A 17,291-nucleotide genomic window follows, 5' to 3' on the forward strand; every position below is an offset into this window, starting at 1 on the left:
GATCGCCCTATGCCAGATTCCTCTTTTTTGCCCCAGGTTTCGGTAGTTGTGCCGATTTATAACGGTGAAGCGGATTTGCCCGATCTGCTGGAATGCTTGCTTGCCCAAACCTATTCCTGCGATCGAGTGGAATATCTGCTAGTTGACAATGGGAGTGACGATCGCACCTCTGAGCAACTGCAAGCCGCAAGTCAGCAAGTCTCTACAATTCATGCTCTGACCGAGACGCAAATTCAAAGCTCCTACGCCGCCAGAAACACAGGAATCCGGGCTGCCAAGAGCAAAATTTTGGCCTTCACAGACGCGGACTGTCGCCCAGAACCCAATTGGCTACTCAATCTGGTACAGCCTTTTGTCGATCCTGCGGTGGGCTTGGTCGCTGGAGAAATCAAAGCGCTTCCGGGTCACAGTTTGCTAGAAAGACACGCCGATCGCCAGGAAACGCTCTCTCAAAAGCACACGTTAGCGAATGCGTTTTGCCCCTATGGGCAGACGGCCAATCTTGCAGTCCGGCGACAAGCTTTTGAAACAGTCGGATTGTTTCGTCCCTATCTGACCACAGGCGGCGATGCTGATATCTGTTGGCGCATTCTCAAAGAAACCGCTTTTGAATTACGCTTTGCCGAAACTGCGATCGTTCGTCATCGTCACCGAGCCACGCTGTTAGACCTGCAAAGCCAATGGCGCAGATACGGCAAATCAAATCGCTACCTGCATGAGCTTCACGGCGTAGACCTGATGCGCGAACCCAATCTGCAAGAATACCGCTACCGTCTAACTCGCTGGCTGCTCAAAGAACTCCCGATCGCCACCGTCAAAACGATCGTCGGCAAAGCCACCCTTGTCGATCTATTGGGAACGCCGATCGGACTGATTTGTGCCCAAGCCCGCGCCACCGGACAGCAACAGGCAAAGCTTCCCCCCCAAGCCCATCAAATCGATCGCCTGGTCGAAGATCACACTTCACGCGACCCTCTACCTCATTCCTAACCGTTTATCATGCTGGTTAAGTTGTTGATTCTTGCGCTGCTGGTTTTAGCGGCGTGGCTGCTCTACTCAAAGTCATTTCGTCCAGGAAACGCGCGATCGTCTCGGCGCTCATCCCCTCCCAGAAAGTTAATCTCTCTGCTCAACGGAGACACTGCCGCCGCCCATCGCCTATTTGACAAAGCCCAACAGAGAAACCCCGGACAATCGAACCAATGGTACTGGGAAAAAGTCACCTGGGATCTGGAGCGCGATCGCCGACGCTGGTAAGAAAGGGATGAGGGAGAACTTCGATGATCTGTTCCCCCTTTGGGGGTAATCCGCTTCGCGAGGAGGGATGAGACACTGGACATTAAACACAAAAAGCTTGAAGTCTAAAGTCTAAAGTCTTTCCCCTCCCCCCAGTCTTTGCCATTCCCCCGTCCCCAACAATCACTAAAATGAGAGAACAGTTTAAGGGGAGCGCAATTCATGCCAGGGCAACTAGTCTTAGTCGATGACGAACCTGGACTTCGAGAGGCCGTGCAAGCTTATCTCGAAGACAGCGACTTTACAGTTCATACTGCCAGCAATGCCCGTGAAGGGTGGGATCTCGTTCAGCAAAAGCTCCCCGATCTGGTAATTACCGATGTGATGATGCCCCAGGTAGACGGCTACCAATTTCTCAAACAGCTTCGAGATGACCCCAGGTTTAAATCTTTGCCAGTGGTCTTTCTAACCGCACGCGGCATGACGGGCGATCGCATTCAAGGCTACGAAGCTGGCTGTGACGCTTACCTTCCCAAACCCTTTGACCCCGATGAATTGGTGGCGATCGTCAATCGACTGCTGCAACAGCGGGCCACCCTCAAAGCCAACAGTGCCGAAGGTGAAATGCCAGACGTAGCGGATATGGCCAGACAGATCGCAGAAATTCGGGCAATTTTGACTCAGCGAGGGGCGATCGTGCAGACTCCTTCTCCGGTCAAGTTGGACTTTACGCCACGCGAGCAAAGCGTCCTTGATCTGGTAGTTGATGGTTTGATGAATAAAGAAATTGCGCGGCGGCTTGAAACCAGTGTCCGCAACGTTGAAAAATACGTCAGTCGGCTTTTTAGCAAAACGGGCACCAATAGCCGGACTGAGTTGGTACGCTTTGCCCTAGAACATGGATTGACCAAGTAAAAGCGGGTTAGGGGCGTTCTTGATTCTGTCTATTAAACCGAATGGTGAAGGTGGTGCGGTCTCTTTGAGTTGCCCGCGAGGAGTCGCTCTGAGTTGCCCGCGAGGGGTCGCTTTGCTCGATTTCTAGCACCCCATTGATCTGTCTGACCAGCGATTGAACAAGCTGTAAACCAAGGGAGTTGGGTGAGTTGAGGTCAAAATCAGCGAAGCCTGATCCTTCAGCAGAAAATTCGCTTGAATTGGTGACTGATAGCGTCACTTCTCCGTCTGAACCAACCCTCAAATCAAGCCGCACTTCGCCCCTAACCGTACGATCGAACCCATGCTTTAAAGCGTTTGAAATCAACTCATTGAGAATCAGACCCACCGGAATTGCCTTGTCAGAATGGACAGAGACCTCTGCAAACTCTTCTAGCCGTAGCTTAATGCGATCGGGATCAACGGCATACACCCTAAAAATAGTCGTCGCCAAACTTCGCACATACTCAGAGAAATTGATTTCCGTCAGATTGGGCGATTCAGACAAACTCTGGTGCAGCAGCGCAATCAAACGAATGCGGCTCTGGTTACTTTGCAGCAAGTCTCGCACTCCCGGATCGTCAGTCTGCATCATTTGCAAATCCAGAAGACTTGCCACCAGTTGCAGATTATTTTTGACACGGTGGTGAATTTCTCTCAGCAAAATTTCCCCTTGCGCCAGGGGGGATGGGTCAACCGGGGGTGACTCTGCTGGCAGGGGATCGATGTGAGTAATGGTCTCTTGTGCCGTTTCTAGCACTGCCAGAGCCGCCTGCAATTCCCCAACAATTTGTGTTTGCAGATCGGTCTGAATCGGGTCTACTTGAATGCGATCGCGCAACTCCGCCAGTCGCCCTCGCATTGCCGCTATCTGTTGGGCAACCTCGCGATTAGTCATTCCGAAAACAATCCACGCAACGCTCTTAGGAACTCAATCAAAACCCATTAGATGCCCGGTGCATTGCTTTTTCTGCAAGGGCTGATTAGCTTGAGTGCGGTTTTGGCGAGAGGAGAGCGTCTTTGCAGGGGAGCGATCGTGTCGCTTTCACCCCCAGGCCTGGTCAAGCAAGGAGAGAATTGATTATGCATATCCAAAAAACTTTCACAGCACGAATGGAAAACAAACCTACCATGCGACCTGGGTTCGTTTGCCTTGTCATGTGCCACTTTTGGGCGATCGGGGCATCCAGTTGACCCGCGTGAATCCTCTTTGAAATGCACGGATGCGAAATGCTTTCCCCGCGTTTTTACTGTTTCTGTAGGGATCTGACAGTCTTTTAAATCCGTAGATTACAGTAGAGAGAGTAACGATATTTAAACAAGCCACTTCACTATTGAGGCGTTTATGGCTGCTAATCTAGCGACTGTTTCTACATCTGGGAAGCCAGCAGCGCAGGATGTGGCGGCACTCAGACAGGTGTTTTCATCGATCACGGCTGAGAGTTGCCCCTATTCCTACAACTTCCACATGCACACGACGCACTCTGATGGGCAGTTGCAACCTGAGCGATTGATGGAGCAAGCGATCGCCCTTTCGCTCCAGGGGTTTGCAATTACGGATCACCATCGCGTCAGCGGCTATCAAGCAGCCCAGCAGTGGCTCGACGGTTGGCAACAGTCCGATGAAGCGATCGACCGATTCATTCCCCATCTCTGGATTGGCACCGAGATCACGTCCCAGCTATTAGAGACTGAGGTGCATATTTTGGGGTTTGCTTTTGACCCCAGCCACGAGGCGATCGCGTCTTACCTACAAGGCAGTGCACCTAGAGGCGAATCGGCTCAGGCGGCGCGGGTGATTTCTGCAATTCAGCAGGCGGGCGGTTTGGCAATGTTGGCTCATCCGGCTCGCTATCGACGATCGTACCGAGAGTTGATCCCGGCGGCGGTGAACTGCGGCGTTGATGGCGTAGAAACTTACTATGCGTACAACAATCCCAAACCCTGGCGACCCAGCCCCGACGAAACGCAGCAGGTTCGTCAACTCAGCACCCAGTATCAGTTGCTTAACAGTTGTGGGACAGATACACACGGCTTGAGTTTGTTACAGCGAGTCTAGGGTTGGCGATCGTACAGCGACCAAAGCTAAAAAGCAGAAGCCACTCAAAAATGACTCCTGCTTGCTTTTATTATGAGAAAACGGGCGATACACTCAGAAAAATTATTAAGGATTGTGAATTGTCTGAATCATTCGCGGCGTTGTCTAAAGTACACTTCAGAAGGTGAAATGTTAAGGGATAGCGATCGCTTTTAGTTCAATTGTGAAATAAGGGTGATAAACCCAACGCAAGTCAGCGCAAACAACGCAACCATTCCCACCGATTGACCGAGGTGCTTATTTGAAGTCTGCATAATAGAACCTTAATGTTTTTGAAAGTTTCTAAAAGATATCAGGCTCCTATCAGAATCCGATAGAAAAGTAATGCAACTTAAGTTCTCGTTACTTAACTTAAGAATGCACTTATTTTCTAGCATTAGAAGTTTAGAGGAATAAGCCGAATGTGGGGGTTTACCCTTTCATTTGCCTTCATCATTCCTCGCCCCTGTCTAGAGCATTCGGGTGAAAATAATCGTAAATTTGCTGCGCCAACCGAGGGCCCACACCTGGAACAGTCGCCAGTTGGGTTGGAGAAGCTTCGCGAATGTAGTCGATCGACCTGAAGGTAGCCAAAAGTTGTTTCTGTCGGTGGTGCCCCAATCCTGGAATCTCATCCAGGCTCGATCGTCTCATGCGTTCGGTTCTTTTTTGACGGTGAAAGCTCACAGCAAATCGGTGGGCTTCATCTCGGAGTCGGCGCAGAAGTTGTACTCCGGGCTGGTCAGCATCAGTCTGCAACGGCAAAGACTCACCCGGCAAGAAAATCTCTTCTCGCTGTTTGGCTAGACTTACCACTTTCACATCTTCGAGCAAATTCATCTCGCGCAGCACAGCGACTACAGCCGAGAGTTGCCCTTTGCCTCCGTCAATCATCACCACATCGGGAAAATCAGCAAACGATGAGGTGTGCGTTTTGAGTACAGAAGACTCGCGATCGAGCGTTTCTCCTCGCGCTTTGGCTGCTGCATATTTACGAAACCGCCGACCCAACACTTCAGCCATGCTGGCAAAGTCGTCAGAATGACCCGATGTGACTTTGGGATTCTTGATTTTGTAGTGGCGATAGTGCTGTTTGGCGGGCAGTCCATCCACAAAGACAACCTGAGAAGCGACGGCATCTGACCCCTGAATGTGGGAAATATCGTAGCCCTCAATGCGGCGCGGCAACTCTGGTAGATCCAAAATCTCTGCCAGATCTAGGACAGACTGAGCGGTACGATCGGCAAATCGCTGGGTTCGAGCCAGTTCATATTCCGCATTGCGCTCGACCATATCTAGCAGTTCGGCTTTCATTTGGCGCTGAGGGGCCACGATCGAAACTTTTCGCCCTTTGGCTTGGCTCAGATACTCGGCCAGCATTTCACTGTCGGGCAATTCATGCTGCACAATAATCTCAGCGGGAATCTCAACCGGATCAACCGTTTGAAAGTGTTCTTCTAAAACGCGCTGCAAAATGGCTCCAGGTTCCCCTGATTTGGCATCAGCGACGAAGCCCAACCGTCCGACCAGCCGACCCGCCCGAATCTGAAAAAGCTGTACACAGGCATGATCTTCATCGGCAGCCAGAGCGATCGCGTCTCGTGAAATAGTGTCGTCTGGCAAGGCCACCTTTTGGTCGGCACCCAGGGTTTTGAGTCCGGCAATCTGATCGCGCAGTCGAGCCGCATGTTCAAAGTTGAGCGCTTCGGCGGCTTTTTCCATTTGAGCGGTGAGCATTTCCTCTAATTCACCCGTCCGCCCCTGAAAAATCATCGCCACTTTTTGCATGGTTTTGCGATAGTCTTCGGGAGAAATCATTGACTGACACACGCCCGGACAGCGCCCAATGTCATAGTTTAGGCAAGTCCGATCCTTAAACAACGGTTGAGGACGCTGCTTGAGTGGGAAAATTCGCTTGACTAAATGCAGGGTGTTTCTTAGCGCCTTGGAGTCTACATAAGGGCCATAGTAACGATCGCGCTCTTTTCCCATGCGCCGTTTGCGAGTGATGAAGATGCGCGGATATTCTTCTGTCCAGGTGATGCAGAGATAGGGATACTTTTTGTCATCCTTGAGCAGCACGTTGAAGTGAGGCTGATGCTGGCGAATTAGATTGGCTTCAAGGGCCAGCGCTTCCGCTTCAGTGTCCGTAACAATGAATTCGATTTCGACCACCTGCCGCATCATCAGCGCAATGCGAGGCCGGGTGTCGTGGCCGTTGAAATAAGAGCGAAGGCGCGATCGCAGCTTTTTGGATTTGCCAATGTAGAGAATCTGATCGCTGGCATCGCGCATGGAATAAACCCCCGGTTCGGGTGGAATTTCTTTGAGGCGAGCTTCCAGGCGATCGGGGTCTTGAATAAGCGGAATCGTTTTGGTGGATAAAGTCACAAGTGTTCCAGGTTGACAATCTTGGAGAGGATCGATCGTTTGCAAGAGCGCTCCACACTAAATTCTCAGTTTCTCAGAATGTCCCTGATTTAAAGGCTTCGTCTTCACATTTCTATCTTTATCTTAAATTTTAAATCAACGGATCACTGGGACGGATCTCACGCAGTCTCCGTAGTGTCTATCCTAGTAAGTAGCAAATTAGACAATCACTACTGAAACCTATGAATCTTGATGAGTTTGAGAGCCAAACTCGCGACAGTTTAGAAAAAGCGCTGAATCAACTACAGACAGCGACTCTGTTGCTATCGGCATTAGAGCTACAAATTTTGGAGTCGGGCAACACGATCAAAACCCTCAGTAGAGTTGTTGAAACTTTTGTGACTGAAAAACGGCAAGACGGCGAGGCTCCCCTGCGTGTTCAGCGATAGGGCTTTAGAGGCTGTTGATTTCTGAGCTTTGGACAGAATGCCCTTTTAGTCTAACGTCTTCATCTGATCCGTTAGCTGCTTTCACCCGGCTCTAACTCTTCTCGAATCACGTCAGTCAACTGTGAGAGCCGAATCGGTTTGACGAGATAGCGACTGGCTCCTAATTCTAAAGCACGCTGTTGATCACGCTGAAAGGCGTAAGCCGACACCACAATCACAGGCACCGATCGCCAGTCTTCTCGCTGTCGAATCTGCGTTAATAAGGTGTAACCGTCGATCGTCGGCAGCTTGAGATCTAGCAAAATGATGTGCGGCCGAAACTGCTCCATCACAGAGGCTAATTGTGTTCCTTCTGACAGCGCACAGACACTGTAGCCACAATAGCTGAGGTAGTCACCCATCAAGCGGCGGTTAGCTTCGTTGTCCTCAATGAGGAGAATTCGGGTTGGTAGTTCTGATTTTTGAACAGTCATCGCATATGCACCCTTGTTGACTATATTCTCGGTCAACGCTGTGACTAAATGGGAGCGATTACCTGAAGGGAAACTGGTCTGGCAAATCGCGGCTGCGTCTATTCTGCCTACACATGTATAAAAACTTACAAGTTGCTGCAAAGAAATGCGAAGATTTTCTGGGAGTTTCTACGACCTCCCCAACCTCTGATCCGCAGATGAAATGCCTTCTCCGGACGACTATTCCTATTATCAGGGTACAAATTATCAGGGTACAAAGTGTAGGTTAAGTAACCAAAACTGCGATCGGAGGACGATGCGGCTCCCCAAGCATGACGACAGAGCAGGAAATTTGTTGCGTTGCTTGAGCAGTAATATCACTGATAGACAGCCCCCCAGCGCTGGTGTGGCGGCGCGAAGAGCGAAGGATTACTAAGTCGTGAAGTTTTGAGGCGTTGACAATTGCCCTGACTACTTCATCATCTGGGAGGATTTGAATTTGAGGATCACACGAGGGGGTGATTTTGTCTGCTAGAAGAGATAGCTGAGATTCGATCCAGGCCATTTTGCTGCGAGACGTGGTGCGATCGCAGACATGGAGAAGTGTCAACTGTCCCTGGTTTTCGGTCGCGAGAATTTGAGCAAATTTTAAAACGGCGATCGACTGCTGACTTAAGTTCTCGATCGGCACCAGCACCCGACGCAAATTCATTGGAGAATCTAGCAGTCTCGAAACCGCTACGGGACAGTGAGATGCCCACAATACGCTGTCAATCAGGTTGCCAAACAGACGGATCGGCAAGCGCGATTGTCGCCCCCAGCCCATCACGACTAGACTGGCTTCTTGTTCGCGGCTGGCCCGACTGATGCCCTGAGCTACGTCGTCGTCGATTCGTAAAAGCGGATTGGCGATAACGGCGAGTTCTTGGCTGACCTCAGCAGCACTGGCGAGGAGAGATTCACTGCGCTGGATGGCTTTGTCCAATTGAGGAGCATCCATTTTGGCGTGGGCGTGAGCGATCGCCAGGGGCATAATTCGCCCGTTTTTATGACGTGCCAGCAGTGCAGCCATTTCTAACAAATATGGCTCTGTGCGGGGATTGTAAATCGGCACGACGACGACAAAGGGGTCTTCTGAATCGCTGCCCCATTCAGGCGAAGCTTCGGGGTCGAGGGCAACGGTGCCAGGTGTCGTTAACCCATCTGCAAATCGAGCCGTGAGAATTGGCCCCAGCGTCGAAGTGACGAGCATTAAGACAATTACGCTGTTGAGAACGGCTTCGGTGAGCAGACCTGCTCGATATCCAACCAGCGTTGCGGCCAGGGTAGCGGCGACTTGAGGAAGGGACAAAGACCACATGGTCAGGGTTTCTTGCCAGCTATAGCGATAAGCGAGCTTGGCCAAAAAGGCGGCTCCAAATTTACTGCCAATCAGCCCAGCGACGATCGTGACGGTCATTCCCACAAGCTGAGGTGACGTAAGGCTTTGCACAAAGGCAGGAATCCGAATCAGCAGCCCCATGTTGACAAAGAAAATCGGGATGAACAGGACGCTACCCACAAACATCACTTTTTCTTTGACGGCTCCGTCTCCGACGACGCGATTAACGGCCAACCCCGACAAAAACGCGCCCACAATTTTCTCAACGCCGATGAGTTGGGCCCCCACGGCGGCCAAAAATACAGCCAACAGCACAAATAAAAATTGACTTCCTTCTTCGGCGCTCGATCGTGCAAAAAAGGCCCGCCCTGCCCGCTCAAAACCAAACAGCACCACAACGCTATAGACTGCCAGCGACCCCAACAGGGTAAATAGTTTGAATATCGTGAAGTTGCCCGCATGGATGCCGATGCAGATTGCCAGAACTAAAAGCGCACCGACATCTGTGAAAATAGTTGCGCCGATCGTCACCGTCACCGCTTCATTGCCCACTACGCCCAACCGACTGACAATCGGATACGCCAGCAGCGTGTGTGAAGCAAACAGAGAGCCGATCAAAATCGAGGCATTCCAATCAAAGCCAAACAGCCGTCCAACGATCGTGCCTGTGATTTGGGGAACCAGAAAGGTAAAACTGCCGAAGCCGATCGAGCGATTTTTGGTTTTGAGAAACTGGTCGAGATCAACTTCTAACCCAGCGACAAACATCAGATAGACTAACCCAATATCTGAAAGCAGCTTCATCGTTTCAGAGTCGTTGTGCAAGACTCGCAGCCCATCAGGGCCCAGGGCAACGCCTGCCGCCAACAATCCCACTAATCCGGGTAGGCGAATCCGCTCGAACAGAGACGGGACAAACAAAATCACTGCCAAGAGAATCAAGAAGGAGACGATCGGTTCTCCTTGCAGAGAGTGTAAAGCGGAGTTCATGCACTGGTGACGTAGAGGCTACTGACGACTGAGACCAATTCCCTTGGGGGCTGTAGGTCTGGCAGAGGAGTTTGGACGTTGGGGTCTGGACGTTGACTCTAGACATTGGACTCTGGACTTTAGACAGAACAGCATCAAGGCTTCGGTCTTTGTCTTCTAAAAGGGTTAGCATCTAAAGTCTTTGCCGATTTTATAGCGCCAATCTAGAAATGGCGTAAATGGGTGAGCAAAGATTGTCAAAACTCAATCAATATCAAACTGGACTGCTTGAGAAACCTGTCTAGAGATGAATCTGACTGAGAATAATGCGTAGGCGATCGTAGTCGTCCTTGAGCAGCAAACTTAGCATTCGTCCGGCTTGCACGAGCCAGGGGCGATCGGCTTTGCGGAGTTGGTAGATCTCACGAATGGCGGCAGCTGTCAGCGCATCGACAGGGGCCCCATTGACCTGAAGCAGCGTTCTCAGAAAATCGAGTGCTTCACTAAATTGAATGACTTCTTCAGAATCACAACTGTAGACGGCCTGGTGAATCTGAGGCGGACGAGGTGGCAAATGTTGATAGACGGCTGCTCCCCCGTTGCGCTTTTCAGGATTGGGACGAAACCCCACGATCGCCGCCCGAAATTCGGTCTTTAGCATGGCAAAGATCTGAGGCTGCTGCTCTCGCAATTCTTCTAGCGACAATCCCAACGCTCTGGCTCGATGAACGGAATCGATCGGGCTAGTCGTCGCATGATAAACCACCGCGTAGATTAGATTCCCCGATTCCTCATCCGCAGACTTGACCCAACTTCCAAAGGGCGGCATAACCGGAAAGCTGAGATTTTCTGGCTCCAGACATTGAGCAAGAAATTCGGTCGTTGCTGTCTCGATCACTTCTGCAATGTGGTTAGAAGGGCGATTTTGGGCAGCAAATTGAGGGAGGGGAAGGCGCATAAGGAGTGTAAGGGATGAAGTGAATGATTTGAACGAAGGCTTCACAACACACCTTGGAGGGTTTTAATCTGACTTAACCTAAAATTTAAAACCCATCGCTCAAGCTATTTTGCTTTTTTCTTGCCTGCGGTGACTTCGACGAGTGCGAGTTCGGATAGGCGAAAGGTGACTAGTTTGTCCCAGTTGCCCCCTTCAAACAAAACAGCGACTTTGCCATCACTAATCCGTTGGACTAACCCCTGAAAGCCGTAGTAAGTATCGTTAGCATTGGTCACTCGAACCGCAGAACCTGGAAGAATCATAGTCATGGTTTGGAGAGCTTTTCTAGTAGTGTACTGGGCTGCTGTGATGTTTAGCTGATGTTTAGCCATTGAGGATTTGTCTTGAGTCGATGGGTGTCAATCAATCGTTCAGCATCGCCCAATTCAAAACGCAGCCTGGTCGCCTCAAAACTTTAGCCGCTGTCGATAATTTGACACCGATTGCACCAGCCCGATCGCCAAAAAATTCATCAACAGGGCTGCATTTCCATAACTGAGCCACGGCAGCGGAATGCCCGTCACCGGAGAAAGATTGATCGTCATCCCAATATTGATCACGACCTGAAAGACAATCATCGAAAACACGCCGATCGCCAGTAGTGAGCCAAAATCATCCTTGGCATTCTGAGCAATCACCAACAGCCGAAAGCAAATCAATAAAAACGTCAGCAAGACGGCCGCCGCCCCAATAAAGCCCAACTCTTCACCGATCGCCGTAAAAATAAAATCCGTGTGCTGTTCTGGAATGAAGTTTAGCTGGGTCTGGGTGCCTTTGTGCAGTCCTCGTCCGGTGAGTTCGCCAGCGCCGATTGCAATCCGGGACTGAATCAAGTGATACCCCCCGCCCAGGGGATCGCGATCGGGATTTGCAAACATGATAATCCGCTGCTTCTGGTAATCCTTGAGCACATATTCCCACAGCACTCGCCCCAGTCCGCCTGCGATTAGATTAAGCACAACGGGTGCCAGATTGCCGTAGGTAGACCAGGGAAGGGTTCTCAAAGATACCCAACCGATTATCAAAATCCAAACTGCAATGACGGCAATTCCGTACCCCCAAATTGGCAGCATCACATTAAACAAAATCGCCGAAATCACTGGAGAAACCAGCAGCAACAACCAACCTGGTTTAGCGTTTCCCCAATACAGCATCCCCATCGTGATCGACCCAAACACCAGAGACGTACCCAGATTTGGCTCCAAAAAGACCAGCATCCAGGGAACGGCTGCGATCAGTAATACTTTGACCATCGTGGGAATGGTGGATGCCGATCGATGGTGCAATAGGGCGGCGATCGTAATGATGATTCCCAACTTGGCAAATTCAGACGGCTGGACATTGAAGCCAAGAATACTAATCCAGCGCTGCGCCCCCAATTCTTCTCGCCCAACAAACATCACAAGCAGCAAAGAAGCGTTGGTAATTCCATAAATGAGCCACTTCCATTGCAGCAGTTGGTCATAGCGCCAGCGAGCAATCAGCACCGAGAGCAGCAGCCCAACTCCACCTGTGATCCAGTGTCGCCACCAGTCTGTCCACCCGGCGTTGAGTTCTACACTGCGAATCATCACGCCTCCCAAAACAGTAAGCGCGATCGGAGCCGCAAACAGCCACCAATCGACCTCTTGCCAGGGCTGTACCCAGTGTTTCAGGTTCGTCGGGAAAAAGGATTTTCGGAACATGGAGACGCTAAGGAAGATTAAGTTTGAAGTTTTGAGTTCTGAACGTTATTGGTCAGTCCAAAACTTGACTAGGTGAGTGCCGCAATTGACACTTTAGCAGCAATCTGCTCGGCGATCCCTTTTAACGCTCTGGCAGAGGCACAATCCGGATCAGCGGCTACGATCGGGATTCCACGATCGCCCCCTTCTCTGAGCGGAATTTCTAAAGGCACACAGCCCAACAGTGGAATCCCCAATTCTTTAGCAGTTTTTTCGCCCCCAGCCGATCCAAAAATGTCGTACTGGCGATCGGGCATGTCGGGGGGAATGAAGTAGCTCATATTTTCGACGATGCCCAAGACCGGAACGCCCAACTGCTGAAACATCTTTAACCCACGTCGAGAGTCAGACAGGGCGACACTTTGAGGAGTCGTGACGATCACAGCTCCCGCCATCGGGACGGCCTGCGTCATCGTCAACTGAGCGTCTCCCGTTCCGGGTGGCATATCGACAATCAGATAATCTAAATCGCCCCAGGAAACTTGATAAAGAAACTGCCGAATTACTCCATTCAGCATCGGCCCGCGCCAAATCACAGGTTGGTCTTTGTCAATCAAAAATCCCATTGAGACGAGCTTGACTCCGTGATTAAAGGCTGGCTCCAAGATTTCTCCCTGGTTGCCCTGACGCACGGTGATCCCCGCTCCTTCTAGTCCCAGCATCATCGGAGCGTTGGGGCCATAGATATCAGCATCAATCATCCCCACTTTGGCTCCTGCTTGTGCCAGAGCAACGGCTACATTCACAGCAACACTACTTTTACCCACACCACCCTTGCCGCTGGAAATCGCAATGATATTTTTTACGCCGTCGATGCCAGTGCGATCGGGCAGTGATTTTTGCTGGGGAGTCTCGGCAGTCACTTCGACATCAATGGTTTGCACACCGGGCAGGGTTTTGATCGCCCGCTCACAGTCTTCGACAATAAACTGGCGCAGCGGACAGGCGGGAGTCGTCAACACGAGGGTAAAGCTCACGTGACCTTCTTGAATTTTGACATTGCGAATCATGTTCAATTCAACCAAACTTTTGCGGAGTTCAGGGTCTTGCACAGGTTTGAGGACTTCTAAAACTGAGTTAGCGTTAAGCATTGTGTTCTCTGCCTACTGCGGCGATCGAGTCCAGGTGTATTGGCTTTTCGATCTTACCGTCAGGAGGGCGCATCCTTGGGGTCAGAGTCATTGCAGAGATTCCAGGATCACGATTATCAAGGGTCTTTAAAAGTCAAAGCAGCCCCGATCGGGCGGTTCTAGATTTCCCGAAATGGACTGCTCGGTGGCTTGAGCCAAATCAGAGGCGACTCTCGCAGAATAAGGCTTGATCAGTGACCAGACTAACGGAGACAGCCACCCTTGCAGCGTCACTGAATACGCGACAGAAGTGCCACAGACGGTTGATTTGACCTGATACGTCACCCGCTCCTCGATCCCAGGTAGTGCCAAAATCCGAATGCTCAACAACTCCCGGTGATCAACCCGCTCAACAAAAATCCGAACCGGAAATGGCCCCAGTCGCGTCACGGCTTCATAAATTAGTCCCGGTTTGGCTACCAGCCCTCGCGGAACATTGGTGCTAGACAGCAGAGGATGCCACGACACATCTGCCAGGTCAATTATTTTTTTCCACAAGTCGTCGACTGACGCAGTGCTGATGGTTTGATACGTCCTCGCCAGAGTATGCTGAACGCGGCGACGTTTGCGGCGAAGAAATCTAGATGGAAGCTTGAGCATGACGATCGCCCTCCTACGCTCGACCCAACAGGGAATTCATTATCCTAGACACGTCCATTCCTAAATTGCCATCTCCCCTAAGACTGCTGTTAAGCATACCCTTAGAGACTGAGCGATCGAGATCCCCTCTACGACGCTACGATCATTAGGGCAGGGTTTGAAGTCAAAAATTATTAACTGCTGAGTCACCACTCATTCAAGTTCACACAGGTTCATAGAATTTAACAGTAGCTCAACCCCTTGATTTCACTAAGCAAGAAGCCTTTTGGCAAGGAGTTAGCGAGTTGGTTGTCGTCACAATTCACGATAGTCTAAATAAGCGCATTAAATCGGGAAGCTCACAGTCCTCAAATTGCCTCTACAAAAGACTTTTTTAGGCACTGTCATTCTTGGACAACCGACTTTTCGCAAACTTTTGCAAACTCAATTTAGACCGCAAACTTTTGCAAATTCCATCTTTGACCGCGTAAACCTTTTTGATCCAACTTTCCAGGGAACTTATGACGGCCTTTTCCACTGAAGTCTCCACCTCTCAAGCGTTTCCCCCTTCTGATTCTCGTGAGCGAGTCAGCCACTGGATGAAAACTCTGCAAGATAAAATTTGCCAGGGGTTAGAACAACTAGACGGGGAAGGCAAGTTTCAACAAGACAACTGGGAGCGGGCAGAAGGCGGCGGTGGGCGATCGCGCGTCATGAAAGAAGGCAAAATCTTTGAGCAGGGCGGTGTTGGCTTCTCTGAAGTCTGGGGAAAAGATTTGCCCCCTTCGATCCTGGTACAGCGCCCCGAAGCGGGCGGACATGGCTTTTATGCGACTGGAACCTCAATGGTGCTGCATCCTCGCAATCCCTACGTGCCGACCGTTCACCTCAACTATCGATACTTTGAGGCGGGGCCCGTCTGGTGGTTTGGCGGCGGCATTGACCTGACTCCCTACTATCCCTTTGCCGAAGACGCGCAGCACTTCCACACCACGCTGAAAAATGCCTGTGACGCTCACCATCCTGAGTATTACCCGACCTTTAAGCTCTGGTGCGACGAATATTTTTACCTCAAGCATCGCGGAGAAACTCGTGGCGTAGGTGGGATTTTCTTTGATTATCAAGACACTCAGGGCATTCTCTATCCGGTCTCTTATCCCGGTTCTCAGTTAGATACAGCCGCTGCACAGTATAGCCAGAAAGCCGGAGCCGTCAAGAATCGTACCTGGGAAGATTTATTTTCTTTTGTGCAAGACTGCGGAAATGCCTTTTTGCCAGCCTACGTGCCGATCGTCGAGCGACGAAATGGACTGGAATACGGCGAACATCAGCGCAACTTCCAACTCTACCGACGCGGACGCTATGTAGAATTTAACCTGGTGTACGATCGCGGCACGATTTTTGGACTACAAACCAACGGCCGCACCGAATCAATCCTGATGTCACTCCCGCCAATGGTACGCTGGGAATACGGCTACCAACCCCAGCCAGGCTCTCCCGAAGCAGAACTCTACGACACCTTTCTCAAGCCTCAAGACTGGGTAAACTGGACTGCAAAATCCTAAAAGACCGCTTTTCTCGCAACAATGCTGGCTGATTCCTGGCTGATGGGCTGCTCTAGCACTCCGTCACCAGGATTATTTTATTCTGGTAAGATTTAGAGGATTGCCTGCGTGATCAAAGGAGACGATCGCGTTAGAAAAGCTCGCTCTGTGGGCATAACTGAGACTGTCATGGCCATGACCTGCTCAATCTTGAGCGCTTTTATCGGCACGGACGTTCAGCATCTACGGGTAAAGTGATTTGCCTTGCATCCCAAAAGGGGCATGTCTCGGCTTCTCTGCTAACCCAAATCCACAGCAAGAGGGGAGTCAATGGTTTACATGGAGCAGAAGTCAATCCATATGGAGCAAACAACGCACACGACCCACGATGGCACGCTCGTAATCATTCTCACTCCGACAGGGCGGCTTGACATCACGACAGCATGGCAGTTTCGCCTCAAGCTTCAAGAATGTATTGCCAAACTTAGCCGTCATGTGGTGGTCAATCTAGGGCAGGTTAACTTTATCGATAGCTCTGGGCTAACGTCTCTCGTCGCTGGAATGCGGGACGCTGATAAGGTCAGAGGTAGTTTTCGCATCTGTAACGTCCATCCTGAAGCTAAGCTAGTCTTTGAGGTCACGATGATGGATTCAGTTTTTGAGATTTTTGAGACTGAAGACGAGGCATTAGAAGGGGTGCCCAGGGGAGTCGCAAGTTAGACGAGCGGCATCGGCTTTCTTGACTGCGGTACAAAACCCTTGAAGCCGATAGACCAGATACATTGAACCGAAAACCTTAAATGCTGTTCAGTCTAAAGTCCTTTCGATCTCTTCGAGTTACCCGCAAGGGGTCGCTTTGAGTTAGTCACGAGGGGCGCTTTGTAAATTCGTAGGCACCCATCACTGCTCCCCAAAGGGCTGTACCCGTGTTGGGGTCGATGCCTTTGTCATAGCTGAGAAATTTGCCAGGACTGACTTCAAAGCCTAAAGCAACCTGACGAGTTTCACCCTCGTATGAGAAGTAGCAGCAGGTGTCCGCAGGTGGCATTGCCTGAAAGCGATCGCTCTCCTGAGTTTTCTGGTGAGCAACTTGAAGAACACAGCCTGGTAAGAGTTCGATGTCTGCCTCTGTGATTTGCTGCAATCGCGCTGGATTTTGTCCGGCTCCCTTCACGGCTGCATAATCTTTGAAGCTGTAGTATTGCACCTTAAGCGGAAACGCCTCCTCGCCTGTCGGTTGAATTCTTAACAATCGCTGACGATAGGGTTGGTCAAGTTTCAGAACGTTGGCTTGTTCGGCAAAAATCGTGATGCTGTCTTCGGTAAAGAGCGCTACCTGACGGTGCCAGAGTTGTAGATGGACATACCAAACAGGGTCGGCGATCGCCTGTTCTCGGTTGTCAAATTCGCCTGTCAGATGAGTGGCCAGAGTTGTCAAAAAAGAAGGCAT

Annotated in this window: 16 protein-coding genes and 1 pseudogene; 7 read left to right on the top strand and 10 right to left on the bottom strand. The window is 50.7% G+C overall.

The genetic code is table 11. The features are described from left to right. Positions 1-9 precede the first annotated feature (9 nt). The 3 genes from ACKFKH_RS03440 (at position 10) to ACKFKH_RS03450 (ending at position 2,151) form a co-directional block, all read left to right on the top strand. Complete coding sequence (locus ACKFKH_RS03440; RefSeq protein ID WP_446856832.1) at positions 10-990, top strand: glycosyltransferase; 981 nt, start codon at positions 10-12, stop codon at positions 988-990. Between the two features lie 9 nt (positions 991-999). Continuing rightward, complete coding sequence (locus ACKFKH_RS03445; RefSeq protein ID WP_446856833.1) at positions 1,000-1,257, top strand: hypothetical protein; 258 nt, start codon at positions 1,000-1,002, stop codon at positions 1,255-1,257. 201 nt (positions 1,258-1,458) lie between these two features. After that, entirely contained in the window at positions 1,459-2,151 is a 693-nt protein-coding gene (locus tag ACKFKH_RS03450; RefSeq protein ID WP_446856834.1) for a response regulator transcription factor, read from the top strand. 7 nt (positions 2,152-2,158) lie between these two features. Here ACKFKH_RS03450 and ACKFKH_RS03455 read toward each other — a convergent pair whose 3' ends face one another. Then, the gene (locus ACKFKH_RS03455) at positions 2,159-3,067 is read right to left on the bottom strand and encodes a sensor histidine kinase (RefSeq protein WP_446856835.1); all 909 of its coding nucleotides are present in this window, start codon (positions 3,065-3,067) and stop codon (positions 2,159-2,161) included. A 447-nt stretch (positions 3,068-3,514) separates the two neighbouring features. Between ACKFKH_RS03455 and ACKFKH_RS03460 the strand changes: the two genes are divergently transcribed. Beyond that, positions 3,515-4,228 carry a PHP domain-containing protein gene (locus ACKFKH_RS03460; protein WP_446856836.1) on the top strand — a complete coding sequence of 238 codons (714 nt, stop codon included), beginning with the start codon at positions 3,515-3,517 and terminating at the stop codon, positions 4,226-4,228. Positions 4,229-4,699: 471 nt separating this feature from the next. Here the strand turns inward: ACKFKH_RS03460 and uvrC are convergent, their stop codons facing one another. Then, positions 4,700-6,637, bottom strand: coding sequence for an excinuclease ABC subunit UvrC (gene uvrC, locus ACKFKH_RS03465; RefSeq protein ID WP_446856837.1), 1,938 nt, complete (start codon positions 6,635-6,637; stop codon positions 4,700-4,702). 221 nt (positions 6,638-6,858) lie between these two features. Here uvrC and ACKFKH_RS03470 point away from each other — a divergent pair, with 221 nt between their 5' ends. Next, positions 6,859-7,065, top strand: a complete 207-nt coding sequence (locus ACKFKH_RS03470; RefSeq protein ID WP_446856838.1) for a hypothetical protein — start codon at positions 6,859-6,861, stop codon at positions 7,063-7,065. Between the two features lie 71 nt (positions 7,066-7,136). Here ACKFKH_RS03470 and ACKFKH_RS03475 read toward each other — a convergent pair whose 3' ends face one another. From ACKFKH_RS03475 to ACKFKH_RS03505, 7 genes and pseudogenes are all read right to left on the bottom strand, one after another. Beyond that, positions 7,137-7,538 carry a response regulator gene (locus tag ACKFKH_RS03475; protein WP_446856839.1) on the bottom strand — a complete coding sequence of 134 codons (402 nt, stop codon included), beginning with the start codon at positions 7,536-7,538 and terminating at the stop codon, positions 7,137-7,139. Between the two features lie 265 nt (positions 7,539-7,803). Next, positions 7,804-9,888, bottom strand: coding sequence for a cation:proton antiporter domain-containing protein (locus ACKFKH_RS03480; protein ID WP_446856840.1), 2,085 nt, complete (start codon positions 9,886-9,888; stop codon positions 7,804-7,806). 280 nt (positions 9,889-10,168) lie between these two features. After that, complete coding sequence (locus ACKFKH_RS03485; protein WP_446856841.1) at positions 10,169-10,825, bottom strand: HAS-barrel domain-containing protein; 657 nt, start codon at positions 10,823-10,825, stop codon at positions 10,169-10,171. Between the two features lie 104 nt (positions 10,826-10,929). Continuing rightward, positions 10,930-11,127 (bottom strand): annotated as a pseudogene (locus tag ACKFKH_RS03490) (NAD(P)H dehydrogenase subunit NdhS); the annotation flags it as partial. Positions 11,128-11,271: 144 nt separating this feature from the next. After that, complete coding sequence (gene rodA, locus ACKFKH_RS03495; protein ID WP_446856842.1) at positions 11,272-12,549, bottom strand: rod shape-determining protein RodA; 1,278 nt, start codon at positions 12,547-12,549, stop codon at positions 11,272-11,274. A 68-nt stretch (positions 12,550-12,617) separates the two neighbouring features. Then, a complete protein-coding gene (locus tag ACKFKH_RS03500; RefSeq protein WP_446856843.1) occupies positions 12,618-13,679 on the bottom strand; it encodes an Mrp/NBP35 family ATP-binding protein in 1,062 nt (353 codons plus the stop codon). Positions 13,680-13,805: 126 nt separating this feature from the next. After that, positions 13,806-14,318, bottom strand: coding sequence for an SRPBCC family protein (locus ACKFKH_RS03505; protein WP_446856844.1), 513 nt, complete (start codon positions 14,316-14,318; stop codon positions 13,806-13,808). 500 nt (positions 14,319-14,818) lie between these two features. On the opposite strand from ACKFKH_RS03505, the gene hemF reads away from it, so the two are divergent. Both hemF and ACKFKH_RS03515 read left to right on the top strand, forming a co-directional pair. Further along, positions 14,819-15,862 (top strand): oxygen-dependent coproporphyrinogen oxidase, encoded by a 1,044-nt coding sequence (hemF, locus tag ACKFKH_RS03510; protein ID WP_446856845.1) that lies wholly within the window; start codon positions 14,819-14,821, stop codon positions 15,860-15,862. Between the two features lie 339 nt (positions 15,863-16,201). Then, on the top strand, positions 16,202-16,561 hold the full coding sequence (locus ACKFKH_RS03515; RefSeq protein WP_446856846.1) for an STAS domain-containing protein: 360 nt from the start codon (positions 16,202-16,204) through the stop codon (positions 16,559-16,561). 145 nt (positions 16,562-16,706) lie between these two features. On the opposite strand, the gene ACKFKH_RS03520 is transcribed toward ACKFKH_RS03515, so the two are convergent. Beyond that, the gene (locus ACKFKH_RS03520; protein WP_446856847.1) at positions 16,707-17,291 is read right to left on the bottom strand and encodes a CpcT/CpeT family chromophore lyase; all 585 of its coding nucleotides are present in this window, start codon (positions 17,289-17,291) and stop codon (positions 16,707-16,709) included.

It is taken from the genome of Phormidesmis sp. 146-20 (genome assembly GCF_052939475.1).